This window comes from Methylobacterium sp. ME121, from assembly GCF_000974725.1.
Classification (GTDB): Bacteria; Pseudomonadota; Alphaproteobacteria; order Rhizobiales; family Beijerinckiaceae; genus Methylobacterium; species Methylobacterium radiotolerans.
On the sequence record NZ_BBUX01000045.1, the window covers coordinates 1 to 22,660 of the forward strand.

Annotated in this window: 21 protein-coding genes and 1 pseudogene; 10 read left to right on the forward strand and 12 right to left on the reverse strand. The window is 71.2% G+C overall.

Annotation, left to right across the window (positions count from 1 at the left end; all coding sequences use genetic code 11):
• Positions 1-730 (reverse strand): UDP-glucose dehydrogenase family protein (locus ME121_RS22370; protein WP_491892860.1); only part of this gene is annotated, 730 nt, incomplete at its 3' end.
• Positions 731-1,041: 311 nt separating this feature from the next.
• Between ME121_RS22370 and argB the strand changes: the two genes are divergently transcribed.
• The 3 genes from argB to rplS all read left to right on the forward strand — a co-directional run bounded on the left by argB (position 1,042) and on the right by rplS (position 3,560).
• Positions 1,042-1,935, forward strand: coding sequence for an acetylglutamate kinase (gene argB, locus ME121_RS22375; RefSeq protein ID WP_012317957.1), 894 nt, complete (start codon positions 1,042-1,044; stop codon positions 1,933-1,935).
• Positions 1,936-2,133: 198 nt separating this feature from the next.
• Complete coding sequence (locus ME121_RS22380) at positions 2,134-2,883, forward strand: pyrimidine 5'-nucleotidase (RefSeq protein ID WP_024830878.1); 750 nt, start codon at positions 2,134-2,136, stop codon at positions 2,881-2,883.
• Between the two features lie 278 nt (positions 2,884-3,161).
• Positions 3,162-3,560, forward strand: a complete 399-nt coding sequence (gene rplS / locus ME121_RS22385) for a 50S ribosomal protein L19 (protein ID WP_012317959.1) — start codon at positions 3,162-3,164, stop codon at positions 3,558-3,560.
• 119 nt (positions 3,561-3,679) lie between these two features.
• Here the strand turns inward: rplS and ME121_RS22390 are convergent, their stop codons facing one another.
• From ME121_RS22390 to ME121_RS22400, 3 genes are all read right to left on the reverse strand, one after another.
• Complete coding sequence (locus ME121_RS22390; protein WP_348648830.1) at positions 3,680-5,266, reverse strand: methyl-accepting chemotaxis protein; 1,587 nt, start codon at positions 5,264-5,266, stop codon at positions 3,680-3,682.
• A 477-nt stretch (positions 5,267-5,743) separates the two neighbouring features.
• Positions 5,744-6,127, reverse strand: a complete 384-nt coding sequence (locus ME121_RS22395) for a RidA family protein (RefSeq protein ID WP_024830876.1) — start codon at positions 6,125-6,127, stop codon at positions 5,744-5,746.
• Positions 6,124-7,338, reverse strand: coding sequence for a lytic murein transglycosylase (locus tag ME121_RS22400; protein WP_179240042.1), 1,215 nt, complete (start codon positions 7,336-7,338; stop codon positions 6,124-6,126). Before ME121_RS22400 ends, ME121_RS22395 begins: the two co-directional genes overlap by 4 nt.
• A 172-nt stretch (positions 7,339-7,510) precedes the next feature.
• On the opposite strand from ME121_RS22400, the gene ME121_RS22405 reads away from it, so the two are divergent.
• Complete coding sequence (locus ME121_RS22405; protein ID WP_012317963.1) at positions 7,511-7,852, forward strand: carboxymuconolactone decarboxylase family protein; 342 nt, start codon at positions 7,511-7,513, stop codon at positions 7,850-7,852.
• Between the two features lie 51 nt (positions 7,853-7,903).
• Here ME121_RS22405 and ME121_RS22410 read toward each other — a convergent pair whose 3' ends face one another.
• The gene (locus tag ME121_RS22410) at positions 7,904-8,560 is read right to left on the reverse strand and encodes a TetR/AcrR family transcriptional regulator (protein ID WP_043073243.1); all 657 of its coding nucleotides are present in this window, start codon (positions 8,558-8,560) and stop codon (positions 7,904-7,906) included.
• A gap of 94 nt (positions 8,561-8,654) precedes the next feature.
• Between ME121_RS22410 and ME121_RS22415 the strand changes: the two genes are divergently transcribed.
• Positions 8,655-9,326, forward strand: coding sequence for an O-methyltransferase (locus ME121_RS22415; protein ID WP_012317965.1), 672 nt, complete (start codon positions 8,655-8,657; stop codon positions 9,324-9,326).
• A 71-nt stretch (positions 9,327-9,397) separates the two neighbouring features.
• Here the strand turns inward: ME121_RS22415 and leuD are convergent, their stop codons facing one another.
• Positions 9,398-10,000, reverse strand: coding sequence for a 3-isopropylmalate dehydratase small subunit (leuD, locus tag ME121_RS22420; protein ID WP_029359938.1), 603 nt, complete (start codon positions 9,998-10,000; stop codon positions 9,398-9,400).
• Between the two features lie 69 nt (positions 10,001-10,069).
• Positions 10,070-10,801 (reverse strand): HisA/HisF-related TIM barrel protein, encoded by a 732-nt coding sequence (locus tag ME121_RS22425; RefSeq protein ID WP_083374287.1) that lies wholly within the window; start codon positions 10,799-10,801, stop codon positions 10,070-10,072.
• Between the two features lie 9 nt (positions 10,802-10,810).
• On the opposite strand from ME121_RS22425, the gene ME121_RS22430 reads away from it, so the two are divergent.
• The 4 genes from ME121_RS22430 to ME121_RS22445 are packed head-to-tail and all read left to right on the forward strand — an operon-like array spanning position 10,811 to position 13,518.
• Positions 10,811-11,860, forward strand: a complete 1,050-nt coding sequence (locus ME121_RS22430; protein WP_024830870.1) for a hydantoinase/oxoprolinase family protein — start codon at positions 10,811-10,813, stop codon at positions 11,858-11,860.
• Entirely contained in the window at positions 11,857-12,057 is a 201-nt protein-coding gene (locus tag ME121_RS22435; RefSeq protein WP_012317969.1) for a hypothetical protein, read from the forward strand. The genes ME121_RS22430 and ME121_RS22435 overlap by 4 nt, the downstream gene beginning before the upstream one ends.
• 23 nt (positions 12,058-12,080) lie before the next feature.
• Positions 12,081-12,863 carry a hypothetical protein gene (locus ME121_RS22440; RefSeq protein ID WP_059409605.1) on the forward strand — a complete coding sequence of 261 codons (783 nt, stop codon included), beginning with the start codon at positions 12,081-12,083 and terminating at the stop codon, positions 12,861-12,863.
• A 34-nt stretch (positions 12,864-12,897) separates the two neighbouring features.
• Positions 12,898-13,518: a GNAT family N-acetyltransferase gene (locus ME121_RS22445; RefSeq protein WP_059409606.1), complete on the forward strand. Its 621-nt coding sequence runs from the start codon at positions 12,898-12,900 to the stop codon at positions 13,516-13,518.
• Between the two features lie 78 nt (positions 13,519-13,596).
• On the opposite strand, the gene hpnH is transcribed toward ME121_RS22445, so the two are convergent.
• Positions 13,597-14,760 carry an adenosyl-hopene transferase HpnH gene (gene hpnH, locus ME121_RS22450; protein WP_012317972.1) on the reverse strand — a complete coding sequence of 388 codons (1,164 nt, stop codon included), beginning with the start codon at positions 14,758-14,760 and terminating at the stop codon, positions 13,597-13,599.
• A 621-nt stretch (positions 14,761-15,381) separates the two neighbouring features.
• Here hpnH and ME121_RS22455 point away from each other — a divergent pair.
• Positions 15,382-18,048, forward strand: coding sequence for an MMPL family transporter (locus ME121_RS22455; RefSeq protein WP_041372513.1), 2,667 nt, complete (start codon positions 15,382-15,384; stop codon positions 18,046-18,048).
• 39 nt (positions 18,049-18,087) lie between these two features.
• Here ME121_RS22455 and ME121_RS22460 read toward each other — a convergent pair.
• The 4 genes and pseudogenes from ME121_RS22460 to hpnI form a co-directional block, all read right to left on the reverse strand.
• Positions 18,088-18,964 (reverse strand): annotated as a pseudogene (locus ME121_RS22460) (bifunctional helix-turn-helix transcriptional regulator/GNAT family N-acetyltransferase).
• 32 nt (positions 18,965-18,996) lie between these two features.
• Complete coding sequence (gene hpnK, locus ME121_RS22465; protein WP_012317975.1) at positions 18,997-19,839, reverse strand: hopanoid biosynthesis-associated protein HpnK; 843 nt, start codon at positions 19,837-19,839, stop codon at positions 18,997-18,999.
• Between the two features lie 103 nt (positions 19,840-19,942).
• Positions 19,943-21,376 carry a hopanoid biosynthesis associated radical SAM protein HpnJ gene (hpnJ, locus tag ME121_RS22470; RefSeq protein WP_012317976.1) on the reverse strand — a complete coding sequence of 478 codons (1,434 nt, stop codon included), beginning with the start codon at positions 21,374-21,376 and terminating at the stop codon, positions 19,943-19,945.
• Between the two features lie 56 nt (positions 21,377-21,432).
• The gene (hpnI, locus tag ME121_RS22475) at positions 21,433-22,641 is read right to left on the reverse strand and encodes a bacteriohopanetetrol glucosamine biosynthesis glycosyltransferase HpnI (RefSeq protein WP_024830865.1); all 1,209 of its coding nucleotides are present in this window, start codon (positions 22,639-22,641) and stop codon (positions 21,433-21,435) included.
• Positions 22,642-22,660: the final 19 nt, after the last annotated feature.

The window sequence follows — 22,660 nt, forward strand, 5'->3', positions numbered from 1 at the left end:
GGCCGATGCCGCGCGCGACCGCCTGCACGTCCGCGCCCACCGCCTCGCACAGGTCCGCGACCTCGTTGATGAACGTGATCTTCGCCGCCAGGAACGCGTTCGCCGCGTACTTGGTCAGCTCGGCCGTGCGCCGCGACGTGACCATGATCGGCGCCTGGTTGAGGTAGAGCGGCCGGTAGACCTCGCGCATCACCGCCTCGGCGCTGGCCTCCTCGGCACCGACGACGATGCGGTCGGGGCGCTTGAAGTCGGCGATGGCCGCGCCCTCGCGCAGGAACTCGGGGTTCGACGCGACCGCGAACTGCGCCCCGGGGTTGGTCTCGCGGATGATGCGCTCGACCTCGTCGCCGGTGCCCACCGGCACGGTCGACTTGGTCACCACCACGGTGAAGCCGGACAGCGCGCCGGCGATCTCCCGGGCGGCGTCGAACACGAAGCTCAGGTCGGCGAAGCCGTCGCCGCGGCGGGAGGGCGTGCCCACCGCGATGAACACCGCGTCGGCCTCGGCCACGGCCTCCCGCATGGACGTGCTGAACGCGAGCCGGCCCTGGCGCACGTTCTCGGCGACCAGGACGTCGAGGCCCGGCTCGTAGATCGGCATGCGGCCGGCGTTCAGGCTGGCGATCTTGTCGGGGTCCCGGTCGACGCACACGACCGTGTGGCCGAAATCGGCCAGGCAGGCGCCGGAGACCAGGCCGACATATCCGGCCCCAATCATCGCAATCCGCATCGGGCCCTCCCGGCAGCTCGCCCTCGGCTTGCTGCGATGCAACATGATCCGGGGCGCACGCGGATGCAACCCGGGCCAGCCTGGATCTGCTCCAGTCTGTCACGGGAATGCAACACCCGCGAAGGATGACTGTAGTTTGACAGCCGGCCGCGGGGCGGCCCGCATCGGCCGCCGGTCCGCGGGCCGCGCCTCCGCGAAGGCGCGCGGGGCGGCTTCGCAGCGCGGGCGGCTTCCTGTAGAAGCGCCCCCGCCCGGCGGGGAGGCCCGGATCCGCCCCGAGGACCCGACCCAAGGATCGGTGAAGGACCGCGATGACCGAATTGCCCAACGTGCACGTGCGTGCCGAGGTCCTGGCCCAGGCGCTGCCCCACATGCAGCGCTACGACCAGGAGATCGTGGTCATCAAGTACGGCGGCCACGCCATGGGCGACCGGGCCGCGGCCGAGGACTTCGCCGAGGACATCGTCCTCCTGGAGCAGTCCGGGCTGAAGCCGATCGTCGTGCACGGCGGCGGTCCGCAGATCGGCAAGATGCTCGACCGGCTCGGCATTCAGTCCGAGTTCCGCGGCGGCCTGCGCGTCACCGACGAGGCCACCGTCGAGGTCGTCGAGATGGTCCTGGCGGGCCTGATCAACAAGCAGATCGTCGGCTGGATCTCCGCCGAGGGCGGCCGGGCGGTCGGCCTGTGCGGCAAGGACGGCAACATGGTCCGGGCCAAGCGTGCGATGAAGACCGTCGTCGATCCCGAGAGCCACGTGGAGCAGACCGTCGATCTGGGCCTCGTCGGCGAGCCGGACCACGTCGAGCGCGGCGTCCTCGACGCGGTGCTCAAGGCCGAGCTGATCCCGGTCCTCGCGCCGGTCGCCTACGGGGCGGACGGGCAGACCTACAACGTCAACGCCGACACCTTCGCGGGGGCGATCGCCGGGGCGCTCCGGGCCAAGCGCCTGCTGCTGCTCACCGACGTGCCGGGCGTGCTCGACAAGGACAAGAAGCTGATCCCCGAGCTGACCGTGGAGGATTGCCGGCGCCTGATCGCCGACGGCACCATCACGGGCGGGATGATCCCGAAGATCGAGACCTGCATGTACGCGATCGAGCGCGGCGTCGAGGCGGTCGTCATCCTCGACGGCAAGGTCAACCACGCCGTGCTCCTCGAGCTGTTCACCGATTACGGTGCCGGCACCCTGATCCGTCGGGGCTGAGAACGCGGCCGCCCGCGCACCGCGCCGCCCCCGACGGCGCGGTGCGGTGCGCGGACGCAACCTCCGCGCGCCCGGCGCATTGTCGTACCCCCGCCCGCCCCGGAGGGGCCGGCCTCACAAGCTCCGGACAAGCATCAAACTTGCGAGCTTGGCCGTTCCGGTCCAGATTCCGGGGCAACAGCAACCTGAGGGGTTCCGGTGCACCACCCCGACAAGGCCCAGTTCACCACGCCGGCGGCGCGCGGCTTCGCCGATGTCGACACCTGGGTGTTCGATCTCGACAACACCCTCTACCCGAGCGACGCCGCGGTCTGGCCGAAGGTCGACGAGCGCATCACCCTGTACGTGATGCAGCTCTACGGGCTCGACGGCATCTCGGCCCGCGCCCTGCAGAAGTACTTCTATCACCGCTACGGCACGACGCTGTCGGCGCTGATGGTCGAGTCGCGGATCGATCCGCACGACTTCCTCGACTTCGCCCACGACATCGACCACTCGTCGATCAAGCTCGACAAGAGCCTCGGCGACGCGATCGAGCGGCTGCCCGGGCGCAAGCTGATCCTGACCAACGGGTCGCGCCGCCACGCCGAGAACGTCGCCGGCAAGCTCGGCATCCTCGACCACTTCGAGGACGTGTTCGACATCGCCGCCGCCGACTTCGTCCCGAAGCCGGAGCGCACGACCTACGAGCGGTTCCTGGAGAAGCACGCCGTCGAGCCGACCCGGGCCGCCCTGTTCGAGGACATCGCCCGCAACCTCGCGGTGCCGCACGACCTCGGCATGGCGACCGTGCTGGTGGTGCCGAAGGTCACCGATCCCTATCGCGAGGCCTTCGAGCAGGAGGCGGTGCGCGAGCCGCATATCGACCACATCACGGACGATCTCGCCGCCTTCCTCTCCGCCTGCGTGCTGCCCGAAGCGCGGTCGGGATCCGAGGAGCGCCGCTGACGCGAAGCCGGGCGGCGCGGTCGCGGTGCCTCCGCGGCCGGGGAGGGGCGCGGCGAAGACCCGGCCCCACCTGGAGGAGCGGGACGCGGCAGAGTTCCGTCCGGGATCGATCGCACGATCCGACATCCCGGCGGCGCCGCGGCTCGATCGCGCCCGTACCCCAATCGACAAGCCGGCGGCGATCCTGTAGAGAGCCGCCCAACTCACAACAGGATCGCCGAAATCCTGGCGCCGATCGCCCATGAGGGGCGGAACGGCGCGACGGCCGGAGCTATGCCATGAACATCATCGAGCAGCTGGAGCGCGAGGAAGTCGCGCGCCTCGCCAAGACCATCCCGGATTTCGAGCCGGGCGATACGCTCATCGTCAACGTCCGCGTGAAGGAAGGCGAGCGCACCCGCGTGCAGGCCTACGAGGGCGTCTGCATCGCCCGCTCGGGCGGCGGCCTCAACGAGAGCTTCACGGTCCGCAAGATCTCGTACGGCGAGGGCGTGGAGCGCGTCTTCCCGGTCCATTCCCCGATGATCGACTCGATCAAGGTGGCCCGCCGCGGCAAGGTGCGCCGTGCCAAGCTGTACTACCTGCGCGACCGGCGCGGTAAGTCGGCCCGCATCGTCGAGCGCACCGACCGCTACAAGGCGAAGGACACCCCGGCCGCGGCGCCCGCCGCCGAGTAAGCTGTCCGATCCGCTCCGCGGGCCGGAGCGATCGTCCCGTTTCATTCAGACCGGTCCGGCTCAGCCGGGCCGGTTTTTTTCTTGGCCGACAGTCTCGTCCAGGCCGCCGGCACGCCACCTCAGGCAGCCCGGATCCCGTCGAGGAACCGGTGGATCTCGGCGGAGAGCTGCTCGGACCTGCGTGACAGGTCGATCGCGGCGCCGAGAACCCGCTCAGCCGCGTCGCCCGTCGCCTCGGCACCCTGCGACACGTCGGCGATGTTGCCGGTGACGGCCTCCGTGCCGGCCGCCGCGCGCGCGACGCTGCGCACGATCTCCTCGGTGGTCGCCCCCTGTTGCTCGATCGCGGCCGCCACGGTCGCGGCAAGCGTACTGACCTCACCCATGGTGCGACCGATCCCGTGGATCGCCTCGACGGCCTGCCGGGTCGAGGCCTGGACCGCGCCGATCCGCGCGGCGATCTCCTCGGTCGCGGCCGCGGTCTGCTCGGCCAGCGCCTTGACCTCGCCCGCCACGACGGCGAAGCCCCGGCCGGCCTCGCCGGCCCGGGCCGCCTCGATCGTGGCGTTGAGGGCCAGGAGGTTGGTCTGTCGGGCGATGCCCGCGATCATGCTGGCGACGACCCCGATCTGCTCGGCCCCGTCGGCGAGATCGCCCACGAGGGCGTCCGTGCGCTGCGCCTCGGTCGCCGCCCGCGCGGTCTTGGCCGACGATTGCGCCATCCGTCCGGAGATCTCCTGGATGGTGATCGCCATCTCCTCGGTGGCCGCGGCGACGCTCTGCACGCTCCCGGCGGTCTCCTGCGCGGCCCCGGCGACGCGCGTCGCCCGGTCACTCGTGCGCGAGGCCGTCCGCGCCATCGCCTCGGCGGTCGCCTGCATCTCGGTCGCGGCCGCGGAGACGCCCGTCATCAGCGCACCGGCTTGGGCCTCGAACGCCCGGGTGAGCGCGTCGAGGCTCTGCGCGTGCCGGGCCTTGGCCTCCGCTTCCTGCGCGGCCGCCCGGTCCATGGCGGCCTTGGCGTCCAGGGCCTGTCGGAAGACTTCGACGGTCCGGGCCATCTCGCCGATCTCGTCTGTCCGCTCGAGCCCGGGTATCGGCTCCGCGCCGTCGCCCTGAGCCAGCACCTGCATCCGGCGGCCGAGCCGGTCGAGCGGCCGGGTGATGCCGCGCCCGATCAGGAGCGAGCCGATCACTCCCAGGGCGCCGAGCCCGAGCAGAAGGCCGATCGCCGCGAGGGCGAGCGCCTGGAAGGCGGCCTTGATGTCGTCGGTGTAGGTCCCCGCCGCGATCAAGATGTCCCAGGGCGCGAACCTGACGGCGAGCGTCGTCTTCGGAGACAGGCCTTCATGCCCGGGCCGGGGATAGAGATAGCTCATCGTAGCCGTGTCGGACTTCTTCAGCAGATCGATCAGGGTCCCGGCCACGCGAACGCCGTTGACCCGAGTCTCCAGCTGATTGCTGCCGACGAGTCGGCGGTCGGGAACCGCCAGCGCCGTTCCGTCCATCGCGTAGATGGCGACGTAGTTGGTGCCCGTGTCGAAGCGCATGGCCATGGCGGTCTCGACCAGTGCCGCCAGGGCCGCCTCCCGGGACAGAGCGCCGCTCCTGACCCGGGTCTCGAGGCTTTGCGCATAGGTGGTGAACAGCTCCGTGACCGTGCGCAGGGACTGCAGCCTCTCCGACAGCATTTCCTGATAATACATTCGCAGCCCTGCAGCGCCGATGACCGCGATAAGCATTGTTATGAGCGAAATCTGCGCCATCATTCGACGTGAAAGGCTTTTACTGAAAAATATTCTGATCATAATTCATACCGCAGGAGCGCCAGCATCGGATATGCTGCGGTGAGACCTGATAAATCTGCGCGTACATGTCAACGCAAGCCCTGGGATCCGGGGCGAGATCTGAAAGAGGATAGGATCAGCGGTGCAGAGCGGACGAAGAGGTCGTCGGCCACGACGCGGTCTGCATCGGGCGGAGGAACGGGCCGCGGAACGGCGATGGAGAACCTGAGATCTTGCCCGCGGCGCGCGGACGAAACGTCCCGGCCGTCCGCGGCAGCTGGGCGAAGTCGGCCCATTGCGGGCGCCGCTCGGGCGCGATCGGGGATGATATCGGCGGCGGATCGGCGTGGCGCCGCGGCCCGGCACAACCGCGCTGCCAAGATCGGGGTCAGGCGGCTAGCCGATCCGTGCGGTTACCTCGATCTCGACGCGCATCTCGGGGCGCAGAAGGCCCGCCACGATCACGATCGTGGCGGCCGGTCGGACATCTGCCAGCACCCGGCCGCAGACCGCCAGCACGGCCTCGGCATCGTCCCGGTCGGTGACGTAGTAGGTGGCGCGCACGAGGCCGGCGAGGCCGGTCCCGGCCTCGGCGAGAACCGAGCGGATCGTGCGCCAGCAGGCCTCGGCCTGCGCGGCGGCGCCGTCGGGCATCGTCATCGTGGCGTAGTCGTAGCCGGTCGTCCCGGACAGGTAGACGGTGTCGCCGTCGATTACCGCCCGGGAGTAGCCATAATCCCGCTCGAACGGGGAGCCCGAGGTGATCAGCCGCCGGCTCATCCGCCGCGCAGGGCTTCCAGCACCTTGCCGCCGGCGCGGCCCGTGGGCGTCATGCCGAGCCGGCGCTCCACGTCCTTGATGGCGTCGCGCGTCTTCTGGCCGACCTTGCCGTCCGGCTCGCCGACGTCGTAGCCGCGGGCGGCCAGCCGGGTCTGGAGATCGCGCCGCTCGGCCCGCGACAGGGGCGGGTCGTCGGTCGGCCACGCCGCCTGGACGCCGGCCTTGCCGCGCAGCCGGTCGGACAGGACCGCGATGGCGAGGCCGTACGACTCGGCGGCGTTGTACGAGTAGATCGCGTCGAAGTTCTTGGTGACCAGGAAGGCCGGCCCGTCGATGCCGGCGGGCGCGATGATCCCGGCCGGCCCCTCGCCCGAGAGCGGACGGCCGTCCACGCGGGTCACGCCGAGCGACGCCCAGTGGGCAACCGGCCTCTTGTTCTTGCGCCCGGCGGCGGCGACGTTGAAGCCGCGGGGCAGCTTCACCTCGTAGCCCCAGACCTGACCGTGCTGCCACTTGGCGACGTGCAGGAAGTTCGCCGTGGAGGCGACGGCGTCGGCCGTCGAGTCGACCACGTCGCGCCGCCCGTCGCCGTCGCCGTCGACGGCGAGGCGGTGATAGGTGGTCGGCATGAACTGGGTCTGGCCGAAGGCGCCCGCCCAGGAGCCGGTCAGCCGCTCCGGCGCGATGTCGCCGCGCTCGATGATCCGCAGGGTGGCGATCAGCTCGCCGCGGAAGAAGTCCCGGCGGCGGTTGTTGGAGCAGGCCAGCGTCGCCAGCGACTGCACCAGGGGCATCTTGCCGAGGTTCTTGCCGAAATTCGACTCGACGCCCCAGACCGCCGCGATCGTGTACCGGTCGACCCCGTAGCGCGACTCGGCCTGGGCGAGCGCCGCCGCGTTCTGGCGCATGGCCGCGCGCCCGTCCTCGACCCGCTCGTCGTCGACGAGCGCCGCCATGTAGTCCCAGATCGGCGTCTTGAATTCGGGCTGCGCCTGGGACAGCTCGATCACCTTGTCGTCGTAGCTGATGCCGCTCGTGGCGGACCGGAAGGTCTGCGCCGAGACGCCCGCCGCCGCCGCCTGGGACTGGATGCCGGCGAGGCAGCTGTCGAAATCGGCCCGCGCCGGCAGGCTCGCCAAGGGCAGGACCGCGATGCCGGCGAGCAGCCCGAGCGCGCGCGCCGTCCTCGGTCCCGTCGGGTGCTTCGGCATGCTGACGATCCTCACGATGCGGAACGGAGTCTGGGCGCGGATTCAGGCGACATGTGGGTTAACGAACGGTGAGGAAACCCGCCTTACCTTGACCCAGCTGCCTACCAACCGGTAGGTTGATGCGGAGCCGGCCCGCCAGTGGTCGGCCCCACCGAGCAGGGAGACAGGACGCATGATGAAGGACTGGAATCAGTACGGCGCCGAGCTCGTCAGCACGCTCGGGCGCATCGGTGCGGTGAGCCCGGACCTCCTCAAGGCCCACGATCAGCTCGCGGCGGCGGCCCCGACCGAGCGCAAGCTGGACGCGAAGACCCGCGAGCTGATCGCCCTCGCGGTGGCGGTGACGACCCGGTGCGACGGCTGCATCGCCGTGCATTCCGACGCCGCCCGCAAGGCCGGCGCGAGCAAGGAGGAGGTCGTGGAGGCGCTGGGCGTCGCGGTGGCGCTGAACGCCGGCGCCGCCCTGGTCTACACCGCCCGCGCCTTCGAGGCCTTCACCGGCGAGGCCGGCTGAACCGGCCGACCCGGGGCCGCGCCCCGGGACCTCGGGCGGCGCCGTGGCGCGTCATCGGGGCGGCCCGACGGCCCGGCCTTCGCCTCCCAGGCGGTCCAGATAGGCGCAGAGCATGTCGGCCAGGGCGTCCGCGCGGGTCTCCAGGGCGGCCTCGTCGCGGATCGACTCCGAGATGCGCTCGCCGACCGTGCCGAGCGTCGTCGCGATGATCTCGCCCGCGACCTGACGCTCCGCCTCGGGAACCGCCGGAAGGGCCGCGTGCAGGAACTCGCGGAAGGCCTGCGCGCCGGCCAGCTGCGGCTCCGCGGCCTCGGGCGCGTCGCGATAGGCGGGGGCGGCCGCGTCGAGGGCCCGGCGCATCGCGGCCTCCGCGCATTCCGAGCGCACGAAGGCGTGGACGGCGGCGCGCAGGCGCGCGCCGGGCGCCGTCGCGGGATCCGTCAGGATGCCGGCGAGGAGGGCGGTCGTGTCCCGCCACTCGTCGCTCTGCAACTGGAACAGGATCGCCGCCTTGTTGGGGAAGTACTGGTAGAGCGAGCCGATGCTGACGCCCGCGCGCTCGGCGACCCGCGCCGTCGTGAAGCGCTCCGCGCCGACCTCCCCCAGAACCTGAGTGGCCGCCTCCAGAACGGCCGCGACGAGGTCGCTGGAGCGCGCCTGCCGGGGCTGCTTTCGCTTGGAAATTCCGAGACTTGGCCGGTCGGGCATGGGGTGGTGCTCGGAACGCGAATAGGCGGGGGTAGGGGGCAGCGGTACTCTGCGTCGTGTTCAGTTGAACACGCAAGACGGACAGCAACGCGCCATGTCACTCTCAGCTTCCACACTCGCCGAACCGCGTATCGCCTCGCTGCTGGACAGTCTCTTCGTGCAGGCGGAGGCATCCTCACCGTTGAGCGCCGTCGGGGATCTCTCGGCGGACGAGCGGACGCGGCTCATGGGAAGCCGCACCGGCTACCGGGACTTCTACAGCCGGCTCAAGGACATGCCCCTCGCGGTCTCGCGGGAGACCGGCCGGCTGCTCTACATGCTCGCGCGGACCCGCCGGGCGCGGTCGATCGTCGAGTTCGGCACCTCCTTCGGCCTCTCGACCCTTCACCTCGCCGCGGCCCTGCGCGACAACGGCGGCGGCCGGCTCATCACCTGCGAGTTCGAGCCGTCCAAGGTGGTGCGGGCGCGGGCGAACCTGATGGCGGCCGGGCTCGCGGATCTCGTCGAGTTCCGCGAGGGCGACGCCCTCCAGACCCTCGGCCTCGACCTGCCCGACTCGGTCGACCTGCTGCTCCTCGACGGGGCGAAGGGGCTCTATCCGGAGGTTCTCAGCCTCGTGGAGAGCCGCCTCGGGCCGGGCGCCCTCGTGGTCGCCGACAACGCGGACCACAGCCCGGACTACCTGGCACGGGTGCGCGCGCCGAGCCGGGGCTACCTGTCGGTGCCGTTCGCCGACGACGTCGAACTGTCCATGCGGCTCGGGTGAGGCCGCATCCGGGTCGGACCGGCGGTCGCCTCAGCGCGACGCGACCGCCGTCGGGACGCGGATACCGCCGCTCAGGCCCACGCGCGCTGGGCGAGCTTCTGCTCGTAGGCGTCGATGGACGAGACGCGCTCGAGGGTCAGCCCGATCTCGTCGAGTCCGTTCAGCAGGTTGTGCTTGCGGCCCTCGTCGACGTCGAAATGCAGGGTGCCGCCGTCCGGCCCCCGGATCGTCTGCGCCGCCAGATCGACCGTCAGGGTGGCGTTCGCGCCGCGCTCGGCGTCCTCGAACAGCTTCTCCAGGTCCTCGGGCGACACGACGATCGCCAGGATGCCGTTCTTGGCGCAGTTGTTGAAGAAGATGTCGGCGAAGCTCGTGGAGATCACGCAGCGGATGCCGAAATCGGCCAGCGCCCAGGGCGCGTGCTCCCGGGACGAGCCGCAGCCGAAATTGTCCCCGCACACCAGGATCTTGCTGTTCCGGTAGGCCGGCTGGTTGAGGATGAAGTCCGGGTTCTCGGAGCCGTCCTCGCGGTAGCGCATCTCGGCGAACAGGCTCTTGCCGAGCCCGGTCCGCCGGATCGTCTTCAGGTACTTCGCCGGGATGATCCGGTCGGTATCGACGTTGATCGTCCGCAGGGGCGCCGCGACGCCCTCCAGGGTGGTGAACTTTTCCATCGTCTGACGGCTCGTGTCGGTGGTCTCTCTGCCGGGCGGTTTAGCAGCCGCCGGCCCGGGCCGGAAGCGTCAGGCGAGGTCGGGCGCCGTCGACCGGGACAGGGTCCCGTCGTGGAGGGCCGAGGCGACCAGCGCCCCGGCGATCCCGGCCGCCCGCAGCGCCCGCAGGTCGTCCGGGCCGCGCACGCCGCCCGCCGCGTAGAGGCGGCGATCCGGCGCCCGCGCGCGCAGGGCTCCCAGGGCCCCGAGGTCCGGGCCGGCCCCGGCGCCGACCTGCGCCAGCGTCATGGCGATCACCTCCGGCGGCCAGAGCGCGGGATCGTCGTGGAGGGCCGCCGGGCCGAGCCGCTCCGCGCCGCGCGTGTCGAGGGAGAACACCGCCCGGTCGCCGAGCCGCGTCACGAGGTCGGCATCCGCCTGGCTCTCGCTGCCGATCACCGGGCGGCCCAGGCCGGAGGCCAGGAACGCGTCGACGCCCGCCGGCTCGGCGAAGCCCGCATCGACCCACAGGCTGACGCCCGGGCAGGCGCGGGCGATCGCCTCCAGGGCGCGGAGATCGGGCGCGGCGCGATCGATGATCGCGTCGAGATCGGCGACGTAGAGGATGGCGGCGGGCCACGCGTCGCGCAGCCCCCGGGCCACCGCGTCGGGCGCCGAGCCCTTTGCCAAGGGCGTCTCGATCGGGGCATAGGAGGAGCGCTCGCCCCGGCGCGCCCGCACCACGCGGCCGCCCCGGAGATCGAGCACCGGGATCACCGCGAAGCCGGGGCGCCCGATCCTGTGGTCCATCGAGGCGCTCATCGCGGTCCCATGCGCTCATCAAACCCAACGACGATCGGGTGGGACCTCGGCGGGGTCCACGTCAAGGTCGCCCTGGTCGAGGACGGCCGGGTCGCGGCCGCCGCCCAGGTGCCGTGCCCGCTCTGGCAGGGCCTGCCGGCCCTCGACCGGGCGCTGGAGGCCGCCCCCGACTGGGCCCGCGGCGCGGCGCTCCACGCCGTGACCATGACGGGCGAGCTGACCGACTGCTTCGCCGACCGGCGCGCCGGCGTCGCGGCGCTCGCCGGGTGGGCCGGATCGCACCTCGCCGGGACCGTGCGGATCTACGCCGGGCGCTCGGGCTTCGTCGCCCCGGAGGCGGCCGCGTCCCGCGCGGCGGACGTGGCCTCGGCCAACTGGCACGCCACCGCGGCGCTCGCCGGCCGGCACGTCCCGGACGCGCTCCTGATCGATATCGGCTCGACCACCGCCGACCTGATCCCCGTCGTGGGCGGACGGCCGGCCGCGACCGGCTACAGCGACGCCGAGCGGCTGGAGACCGGCGAGCTCGTCTATACCGGCGCGGTGCGCACGCCGGTGATCGCGCTGTCCGACCACGCCCCCTTCGCGGGCCGCCGGACCCGGCTGATGACCGAGACCTTCGCCCACATGGCGGACGTCTACCGCATCCTCGGCCTCCTCCCCGAGGGCGCCGACCAGCAGCCGAGCGGCGACCGCAAGGGCAAGACGGTCGCCGAGAGCGAGACCCGGCTCGCCCGGATCGTCGGGCGGGACCGGGCGGAGGCGCCCGGAGCGGCCTGGACGGCGCTCGCCGCCCACTTCGCGGAGGCGCAGCTGCGCCTGCTGCACGACGCGGCGGCGGAGATCCTCAGCCGGCCCGATCTCGGCGCGGACGCGCCCCTCGTCCTGTGCGGCGCCGGCGCCTTCGTGGGCGCCCGCCTCGCCGAGCGGCTCGGTCGGCCCTCGACGCCGCTGGCGGCGCTGCTGGCGGACCGGATCGGCGGCGCGCGCGACGGGATCTCGACCTGTGGACCGGCGGTGGCGGTCGGCCTCATCGCCGCGGAGGAGGCAGTCGCATGAGTGCAATCAAGATCCTGGCCCGGATCCTGACGGCCCGGGTCGGGCCGCATATCGAGCTGGCCGTTGAGACGGAGACCGGGGAGGTGCTGAAGGTGCTCGCCACCGAGGACCAGGTCGACCGGCTGGTCGACGAGCTGGAGGACATCCTCAACTCGCCCGCCGACCCGGAGGATGACGGGCCGCCCCAGGCGGCCTGAGGCCCCGGGCCCCGCCGGTCGCCATGAGCCTGATCGCCGCCAAGATCGTCGTCACACCGACCCTGATGTGGGCCGTGTCGGCGGCCGCGCGCCGGTGGGGCAGCCTCGTCGGCGGCCTGCTCTCGGGCCTGCCGCTCACCTCGGCGCCGATCTCGATCTACCTCGCCGCCGAGCAGGGCGAGCGCTTCGCCGCCGAGGCGGCGATCGGCTCGGTGGAGGGACTCGGCGCGGTCACGGTCAGCTACCTCGCCTACGCCGTCTCCGCGCCGCGGACGGGGAAGCTCGCGTCCGCGCTGCTCGCCCTGGCGGCCTTCGTCCTCGCGGGCGCGCTGCTGCACGGGGTGGTCCAGCCCGGCCTGTGGCTCGCCACGGCGATCGACCTGCCGGCGATGGCGCTGGTGGTCGCCCTGTGCCGGCCGGCCGCCGGGACCGCGGCGCCGGTCCGCCGGGCGCGCCCGCCGCGCTGGGACATGCCGGCCCGGCTCGCGGCCGCCACCGCCCTGGTCCTGCTGGTCTCGGGCCTGGCGCCGCATCTCGGCTCGGGCCTGAGCGGCGTCCTGGCACCGATCCCGATCATCTCCTGGCCGCTCATCGTCTTCGCCCGGGCGCAGGACGGGGTCGGCGCCGCGCTGGACGTGGTGCGCGGCAGCGCCCAGGGCGCCTTCGGCGTGCTGGCCTTCTATGTCTGCGTGCACCTGCTGCTCGGGCGGATCGACCCGGTCGCGGCCTACGCCGCCTCGATCGCGGTGTCGGCGGCCTGCGTGCTGCCGTGGCTGGTCGCCCGGCGCCGCCCGCGGGCCGCCTGACCGGGCCGCGCCGACGCGACCGCCGAGGAGAATCATGCTGCCCGATACGGGGATCCCGACCCTCACCCCGGGCTACGCGGCGGTGCCGCGGGGCCATCTCGCCACCGTCGTCACGAGCCTGGAGATGCACCGGCCGCCGCCGCCGCGTCCCGGACGGCCGCTCCCGCCCGGCCTCGCCCTCGAGCCGCTGGCGGGCACCGACCCGAAGACCTACCGGACCCTGTTCCGGGAGGTCGGCGCCGACTGGCTGTGGTTCTCGCGCCTCACCCTTGCGGACGGGGCGCTGGCGGCGATCCTGGCCGACGGCGATGTCGAGATCTTCGCGCTCCGGCGCGACGGGCGGAACCTCGGCATGCTGGAACTGGATTTCCGCCAGCCCGGCACCTGCGAGCTGGTCTTCCTCGGATTGACCGACGACGCGGTCGGGACCGGGATCGGCCGCACGCTGATGAACGCGGCGATCGGCCGGGCCTGGGCGCGCCCGATCACGCGGTTCTGGGTGCATACCTGCACCCTGGACCATCCCGGGGCGCTCGCCTTCTACCGGCGCTCGGGCTTCGTCCCCTTCGCGGTCCACGTCGAGGTCGCGCCCGATCCGCGGCTCGACGGGACTCTGCCGCGCGACTGCGCCCCGCACGTGCCGCTGCTCGGCTGAGGCGATCCGGGATCCGGACACGAAGAGACCCGCGGCCTCACGGCCGCGGGTCTCGTGTCGCCGATCGTGCGCGCCCGGTCAGGCGGCGGTGCGCTTGCGGGCTTCCTGCTTCGTGTCGACGCCGGCCGCTTTGATCTCGGACAGCTTCTGCGCGACGTTGCGCGAGAACACGAACTCGGCCGGGCGCTGGTTCTCCAGGCTGACCTCGGGGGCCATCGCGCCGTCGGTCTTGATGCCGCGAATCGCGTGCACCAGCGGCTTCCAGGGCTTGCGGACCGAATCGACGACCGACGAGGCCTCGTACCCCGAGTGGACCATGCAGTCGGCGCACTTCTCGTAGTTGCCGGTGCCGTAGGCGTCCCAGTCGGTGGTCTCCATCAGCTCCTTGAAGGTCGCCGCGTAGCCCTCGCCGAGCAGGTAGCAGGGCTTCTGCCAGCCGAACACGGTGCGGGTCGGGTTGCCCCACGGGGTGCAGTGGTAGGTCTGGTTGCCGGCCAGGAAGTCGAGGAACAGGCCCGACTGCTGGAAGGTCCACTTCTCGCGGCCCTTCTCCTTGCCGTGCCGGAACACGCCGCGGAACAGCTCCTTCGTCGCCTTCCGGTTCAGGAAGTGCTTCTGGTCGGGAGCGCGCTCGTAGGCGTAGCCGGGGGAGACGGTGATGCCGTCGATGCCCATCCGGGTCACGCTGTCGAAGAAGTCGGCGATCTTCTCCGGCTGGGAATTGTTGAAGAAGGTGCAGTTGATGGTGACGCGGAAGCCCATCTCCTTGGCCTTCGCGATCGCCGCCACGGCCTTGTCGTAGACGCCGCGCTGGCACACCGACTGGTCGTGCATCTCCTTGTCGCCGTCCAGGTGGATCGACCACGTGAAGTACGGGCTCGGCTTGTACTCCTTGATCTTCTTCTCGAGGAGCAGCGCGTTCGTGCAGACGATCGCGAACTTCTTCTGGGCGATGATGCCCTCGACGATCTGCGGCAGGTCCTTGTGCAGGAGCGGCTCGCCGCCGGCGATCACCACCACCGGGGCGCCGCACTCGCGCACCGATTCGAGCGCGTCGGCGACCGGCAGGCGCTTGTTCAGGATCTCGTCCGGGTAGTCGATCTTGCCGCAGCCGGCGCAGGCCAGGTTACAGCGGAACAGCGGCTCCATCATCATCACAAGCGGGTAACGCTTGCGGCCCGTGAGGTGCTGCTTCAGGATGTAGCCGCCGATCTTCGCGACGTACCGGAGGGGGATACCCAAGATTGCGGCTCCTTACTTCGTCGACCCCGGGGCGTCGGGGTGCTTAACGCGAAAAAATCTCGAATTCCAGCGATCTAGCTTGGAACTAATCTGAAACGACCCCGTTTGGGCGGGGCGATGACATCTTATTCCGCTCCTGACGCAACGGTGCCACATGGACCGCGGGTGCGAAGTCCGTGGACGGAAGCGCCCGATCGTTGAGGACAGCACGTGCATTGCGTCGGCAATACGACCGAAATCCCAGGATTCGGGAGGCCGCGCCTGAATCGCCGTGCGCTAGCGCACACGGGCGGGCGCGGGATGCGCGCCGCGGCGGCCGCGTTGCAATCTGGCATCGCCCTCTTTACTGAGCCTCGTGGCCGCGATGCAAGTCCTGGCCCGCGATCGGTGTCCGGATCGCGGACCGCATCGGGCGAAGTCAGTCGGGTGCCGGACGCGCGCGGCGCGTTCGGATCGGGCGGTGCGGCGGTCCTCGAACCCGATGCGCGCCCGATCGGATCGCGGAGCGATCGCGCGGCGGAGCCCTGAGCCCGACGGCGTCGGTGGCCCGGGTTCGGACCGGACGGATGGCAGGAGCCGGTCGCGCGCGGGGCGCGTCCGATGCGAACAGGCAGGGTGCTCGTGATCGAAAGTCTCGTCGCGTTCTCGGTGCGGTATCGGTGGATCGTGATCGCCCTCACGGCGTTCCTCACGGTCGCGAGCCTCGGAGTCGCGGCGCACCTGTTCCGAATCAACACCGACGTCGAGCGCCTGATCGACCCGAAGGAGCCGTGGCGGCAGGACGAGATCAATTTCGAGAAGGCGTTCCCGCAGCGCAGCAACACCATCGTGGCGGTCATCAACGGCGAGACGCCGGAGGAGACCGAGGAGGCGGCCGCCAACCTCGCCAAGGCGCTCACGGCGCACAAGAACCTGATCGAGACGGTGTACCGGCCCGACGGCGGCCCGTTCTTCAACAAGAACGGCCTGCTGCTGATGTCTCAGGCGGAGCTCGACAAGACCCTGGAGGCGCTGACCCAGCAGCAGGGTCTGCTCGGGCCGCTCGCCGCCGACCCCTCGCTGCGGGGCATCATGCGGGTGCTGACGCTGGGCGCGCGCGGCGTGAAGACCGGCGACGCGAAGATCGAGGATCTCGAGAAGCCCATGGGGCAGATCGACGCCACCCTGCAGAAGGTGCTGGCCGGTCAGCCGGCGCGGATGTCCTGGCAGGAGCTCCTGTCGGGGGGTGAGACCAGCGTCACCGACAAGATGAAGTTCGTGGTGATCCAGCCGGTCCTCGACTTCAACGCCCTGGAGCCCGGCTACCAGGCGACCAAGCTGATCCGCAACGTCGCCAAGGATCTGGGGATCGACGCCCAGAACGGCCTGCGGATGCGCCTGACCGGCACGGTGGCGGTGGCGGACGAGGAGTTCGCGACGCTGTCGGAGGATGCCGGCCTCAACAACAGCATCATCGTCGGCGCGATCGTACTGTTCCTGTGGCTGGCCCTGCGCTCGGGCAAGCTCGTCGGCGCGGTGATCATCACCACCTTCGCGGGCCTCGTGGTCACGGCCGCCCTGGGCCTCATCATGGTCAAGGAGCTGAACCCGATCTCGGTGGCCTTCGCGGCCCTGTTCGTCGGACTCGGCATCGATTTCGGCATCCAGTTCTCGGTCCGCTACCGGGCCGACCGCTACGAGCAGCCGACGCTGGAGAGCGCGATCCGCGCCGCGGCGCGGGGCGTGGGCTGGTCGCTGACCCTCGCCGCGGTGTCGCTGGTGGCGGGCTTCTTCGCCTTCCTGCCCACGGCCTTCCGGGGCGTGTCGGAGCTGGGCCTGATCGCCGGCGTCGGCATGATCGTGGCCTTCCTGTTCTCGCTGATCCTGCTGCCGGCGCTGATCGCGGTGTTCAAGCCGGTGGGCGAGAAGGCGGCGGTGCAGACCGAGTGGCTCGTCGGCGTCGATCCGTGGATCATCCGGCACCGCAAGCCGATCCTGATCGTCGTCGGCCTGATCACCCTGGCCGGCGCTCCGCTGCTCTGGCACCTGCCGTTCGACTCGAACCCGATGCACCTGCGCAGCCCCAAGACGCAGTCCATCGCGACCTACCTGGACCTGATCAAGAATCCCGAGACGAGCCCGAACTTCATCGACGTGCTGGCGCCCAGCGTCGAGGCGGTCCCGGCGCTGTCGAAGACGCTGCTGGCGCTTCCGGTCACCGCCTCGGTCAACAGCATCGACACCTTCGTGCCGCGGGATCAGGACAAGAAGCTGGCCCAGATCGCCGACACGGCCCAGCTCCTCGACCCGGTGCTCAATCCCGGGCGCAAACCGCCGCCGCCGACCGACGCCGACAACGTCAAGGCGCTCAAGGACGCCGCCGCGGCGCTCAACGGCCTCTCCGCCGACGCCAAGGGGGACGCGAAGGGCGCCCAGCAAGCGAAGCAGCTCGCCGGCACCCTCGACAAGCTCGCCGCCGGCCCGGTGCAGCTGCGCGAGGCGGCCTCGGTGGCGCTGACCAAGGACCTGGTGCCGCTGCTCGCGCGCCTGCGCGACCTGCTGCATCCCGAGAAGATCACGCTGGACAACCTGCCGCCGCAGCTGAAGGCCGACTGGGTGGCGGCGGACGGACGGGCGCGCATCGAGGTTCACCCGAAGGGCGACTCGAACGATGACACGGTGCTCCGCCGGTTCTCGGACGAGGTCCTGAAGGTCGCCCCGCACGCCACCGGCGCGCCCGTGGCCACCACGCAGTCGAGCTACACGATCCTGGGCGCCTTCGTGCAGGCGGCGGTGACGGCCTTCGTGCTGATCTTCGTCATCCTGTCGGTCGCCCTGCGCAAGCCGTGGGACGTGGCGATGACCCTCGGCCCGCTGGTGATCGCGACCCTCTGGACGCTGATGGCGATGCGCATCGTCGGCATGCCGCTGAACTTCGCCAACATCATCGCCCTGCCGCTGATGCTCGCGGTCGGCGTGGCGTTCCACATCTACTACGTGATCGCGTGGCGGGCGGGCGTGACCGACATGCTCGCCTCCAGCCTGACCCGGGCGATCTTCTTCTCGGCGCTGACCACGGGCAGCGCCTTCGGATCGCTGGTCCTGTCGAGCCATCCCGGCACGGCGAGCATGGGCAAGCTGCTGGCGCTGTCGCTGTTCTTCACCCTGGTGGCGGCGTTCTTCGTGGTGCCGGCGACCCTCGGCGAGCCGCCCGAGCAGCCCGACGAGGATCGTCCGGAAGCCGAGAAGGCGGCCGGCGCGGCCCTGCGCAAGACCGCCGCGCACCAGGATCCGGTGCCGGCCAAGTAGGAGGGGCCGAACCGCGCCGGCCCGCGCCCCGGGGCATCCTCAGAGGGCCTTCTCGAAGAAGTGGTCCGGGTAGGGGTCGTCGTTGAAGCGGTCGATCTCCACCCAGCCCGACCGCCGGTAGAGCGCTAGGGCCTCGGGCAGGGCGCTGCTGGTGTCGAGGCGCAGCGTCCGGATCCCGAGGTCGCGGGCGGCGGCCTCGACCTGTTGCATGAGCCGCTTGGCGAGGCCCAGCCCGCGGGCCGCGGGATCGATCCAGAGCCGCTTGATCTCCGCCACCGCGCCGCCGCTCCCCTTGAGCCCGACGCATCCGACCGGAAGGCCGTCCGCGACGGCGAGCAGGAAGGTGCCGCGCGGGCGCACCAGGGCGCCGGCCTCGGGGTCGCACGACAGGGCGACGTCGAACCCGCCGGCGAATCGGCTCGCCAGCTCGGCGTAGTAGGCGGCGAGGCAGGCGCGGGCGGACGCGCTCGCGGGATCGGCCTCGGTGATCGCGATGGCGTCGCGGCCGAGGACCAGGGCGATCCGGTCCATGGCGTGCAAGAGCGCCGACACCTGCGGCGCGCGCTCCAGCAGGGCGACGGCGCGGGCATCCGACAGCGCCTCGTAGGCCGCGAACTCGCGCCGCCCGGCCTCGGTCAGGGACGCGACCCGGCGGCGGGCGTCCGGCGGGATGCGGTGCGGTCGCGACCAGTCCCTCCTCCTCCAGGCCGCGCAGGAGACGGCTCATCAGGCCGGAATCGAGACCGAGATAGGCGCGGATCTCGCCGATCTCCGCGCGCCCCGCCCCGACGGCGTTCAGGACGCGCGCCGCCCCCAGGGGACGGCCTCGGCCGAGGAACGAGGAGTCGAGCGCGCCGACCTCGGCGGTGACGGCGCGGGCGAAGCGGCGGACGCGGGCGATCTCGGCAGGATCCATGGTATCTGACTAAAGTCAGATATCGGCCTGGATCAACCCAGGAAGTCGGAGAACCCGCCGCGGGCCGCGCCCGACGCGCCGGCGGCCGACAGGGACGCGGGGGCGATCAGCGCGTCCCGCTCGTCGGCGTAGCGGTAGCCCGGCGCCTCGCCGGGGAAGCCGCCGGCGGTGGCCGGGTGGGTGTAGAGCTCGGTCAGCCCGTCCGGGAGTTCGGCCAGCAGAGCCGCGACGCGGGCGGGCGTCATCGCACCGGACCACGCGAGGCCGAGGGTGCGGTCGGGGATCAGCAGCCCGGCCTGCCGGGCGCGGACGGCGAGCAGCGCCGCCCAGGGGGCGATGTCGAGGGCCGGCCGTGGCCGGGCACCGGGCTCGGCGCGGCGCAGGATCTCCCGCGGCTCCCGGGGTACCCGCAGGGCGCGCATCCCGAAGTCGCGGCCGATGCGCAGCACCGCCCCGGCGATCAGCGGGTGGACGTGGAAGTGCTTGTGGGCGTTGACGTGGTCCAGCGGCAGGCCGGTCGCCCGGTAGGCCTCGAACTGCGCGCGGATCTCCGCGGCGAGCTGGCGCCGGGCCGCGGGCCTGCGGGCGAAGTCGAGGCCGAGGCGGGCCATGTCGGCGCGCATCAGGCCGGCCGCGTCGGTCAGGTCGGGCAGTTCGGCGGCCGGCAGGGTCGGCCACGCCTCCACGAGGACGAGGTGCAGCCCGACGCGCAGGGACGGCAGCCGTTTGGCCCGGGCCACCGCGTCGGCGGCGGCCGGCGCCGAGACCATCAGGCTCGCCGCCGTGAGGATCCCGTCGCGATGCGCCTGCTCGACGGCCTCGTTGACCTCGGGGCTCAACCCGAAATCATCCGCGGTGACGACCAGACGCTTCACGCAAACCTCGTAACGGGTATCGACGGGTCCAGGGCGGAGCCCTGGAAGAGGTGCGGGGCTCTGCCCCACACCCCGCCGGGGCCGCAGGCCCCGGACCCCGGACTTACGCCGCCTTGGCGGTGCCCTGACGCTCCTTGAGGAAGCGGTAGAACTCGACGCCCTCGCGCAGGCGCCGCTTCATCATGTCGGGCGAGCGCACCATCTCGCTGACGATCGAGGCGATCTTCGGAGCCCGGAAGTAGAACTTCTTGTAGAACTCCTCGACCGAGGTGAAGATCTCGGTGTGCGAGAGGTGCGGGTAGTGCAGCGGCGCGACCTGCACGCCGTTCTCGTCGACGAGCTCGGCGTTCTCGATGTCGAGCCAGCCGTTCTCCACCGCCTGCTTGTACAGGAAGGTGCCGGGGTAGGGGGCCGCCAGCGAGACCTGGATCGTGTGCGGGTTGATCCGCTTGGCGAAGGCGATCGTCTCCTGGATCGTCTCCTTCGTCTCGCCCGGCAGGCCGAGGATGAAGGTGCCGTGGATGGCGATGCCCAGGTCGTGGCAGTCCTTCGTGAACTTCTCGGCGACCTCGACCCGCATACCCTTCTTGATGTTGTGCAGGATCTGCTGGTTGCCGGACTCGTAGCCGACCAGCAGCAGGCGCAGGCCGTTCTCCTTGAGCACCTTCAGGGTCTCGCGCGGCACGTTCGCCTTGGCGTTGCACGACCACGTGACGCCGAGCTTGCCGAGCTCGCGGGCGATCTCCTCCGCGCGCGGCAGGTTGTCGGTGAAGGTGTCGTCGTCGAAGAAGAACTCCTTGGTCTGCGGGAACTCCTTCAGGCAGTACTTGATCTCCTCGATCACGTGCGCGACCGAGCGGGTGCGGTAGGTGTGGCCGCCGACCGTCTGCGGCCAGAGGCAGAAGGTGCAGCGGCTCTTGCAGCCCCGGCCGGAGTAGAACGAGATGTACGGGTGCTTCAGGTACCCGATGAAGTACTTCTCCATCTCCAGGTCGCGCTTGTAGACGCTGGTGACGAAGGGCAGCTGATCCATGTCGGTCATGATCTCGCGGTCCTCGTTGTGGACCACGACACCGTTGGCGTCGCGATAGGACAGCCCCTTGATCTCCGACATCGGGACGCCCTCGGCGACTTCCTTGACGGTGAAGTCGAACTCGTTGCGGGCGCAGAAATCGACCACCGGGGCCTGGGCCATCGCGCCGGCGGCGTCGACCGCGACCTTGGCGCCGATCAGGCCGGCGATGAGCTTCGGGTTGGCGGCCTTGAGCGCCTCGATCGTCTTCACGTCGGACTTGAACGACGGCACCGAGGTGTGGAGCACGACGAGGTCGAAGTCGTTGGCCTGGGCCACGATCTCGGCGAGCTTGATGTTGTGCGGCGGCGCGTCGATCAGCTTCGAGTTCGGCACCAGGGCGGCCGGCTGGGCCAGCCAGGTCGGGTACCAGAACGACTTGATCTCGCGCTTGGCTTGGTAACGGGAGCCGGCACCGCCGTCGAAACCGTCGAAGGTGGGGGCCTGGAGGAAGAGCGTGCGCATGGGGTTCAAGGCCTCAGGGCAATGCCGGGGGAGGGCGGAGGACGAGGGAGCCGGGTTCAGCGGAGCGGCGCGCCGGCATCGCGGCCGAGTTCGGCGTCCGGGATCAGGGTGCCATCCGCAACCACGTGATAATCGTGACCTTTCCATGTCACCGCCCCCGACACGAAGGCCCAGGAGAAGTTCAGGAAGGAGAGGATGTCGCGGATCGGCAACAGTCCGTAGGGGTGCGGGGCGAGGCCGAAGGCCCGCTCCAGCTGCCGGCAGAGCAGCACGCGGCTCGCCAGCGCCGCGGCGGCGACCCAGAGCGCGCCGGTCCCGGCGCCGGGCAGGAGCGCGCCCAGCAGGGCGAGGGGAAAGGCGTGGGTGACGATCGAGCCGGCGTAGCCGGCCGGGTCGACGGTGCGGATCGTCCGGTTCCAGCGCAGCTCGTGCCGCCACAGCCCGGAGAGATCGGTGTCGACGCTGGTGTGGCCGATCGTGAAGCTCGGGATCACCACGCGGCCGCCGAGTCCGCGCAGGGCCGCGCCGATGGCGTAGTCGTCCGCCAGATCGTTGCGGAAGGTTCGGAAGCCGCCGACCGCCTCCAGGCTCGCCCGGGTGAAGGCCACGGTGGAGCCGAAGCAGGGCTTCGCCAGCCCGAGGCTCAGGCCCATCACCACGTTGGGCAGGAAGTGGGTGTCGATCGCGAGCGTCGAGAGCTGATCGTACAGGCCCCGGAAGGCCGGGACGCCGTGGTACAGGCAGGTCACGCCGGTGACGCCGTCCTGCGACAGCTCCGCGACGAGGCGCTCCAGGTAGTCGGGGCCGACCACCATGTCGCTGTCGGCCAGCACCACCACGTCGTGGGCGATGGCCTCGGCCATGTTGATCAGGTTCGAGACCTTGCGGTTCGATCCGTGCTGCCGGCCGTCGATCACGAGGTCGATGCGGGCCTCCGGATAGGCCTGCTGCAGGCGCTCGACCACGCCGATCGCGGGATCGGTGGGCTTCTGGACGCCGAACACGACCTGGACCGGCCCGGCGTAGTCCTGGCGCAGAACGGTCTCGAGATTCGCGTAGAGGTTGGGCTCGAGGCCGCAGAGCGGCTTCAGCACGGTCACGGAGGGCCGCGGGGCTCCCCCGGGGAGCGCCGGCGGGCGTCGGCCCGCGTAGCGGCCCGCGCAGATGGCGGCGGCCAGCCCGTAGACGCAGCCCGCCGCCGCCAGGATCAGGCAGAGCAGCGAGAGCCACGAGAGGCCGTGCAGCGCCAGGGAGGAGACATCCATCCGGTCGGGTCCGTGCGGT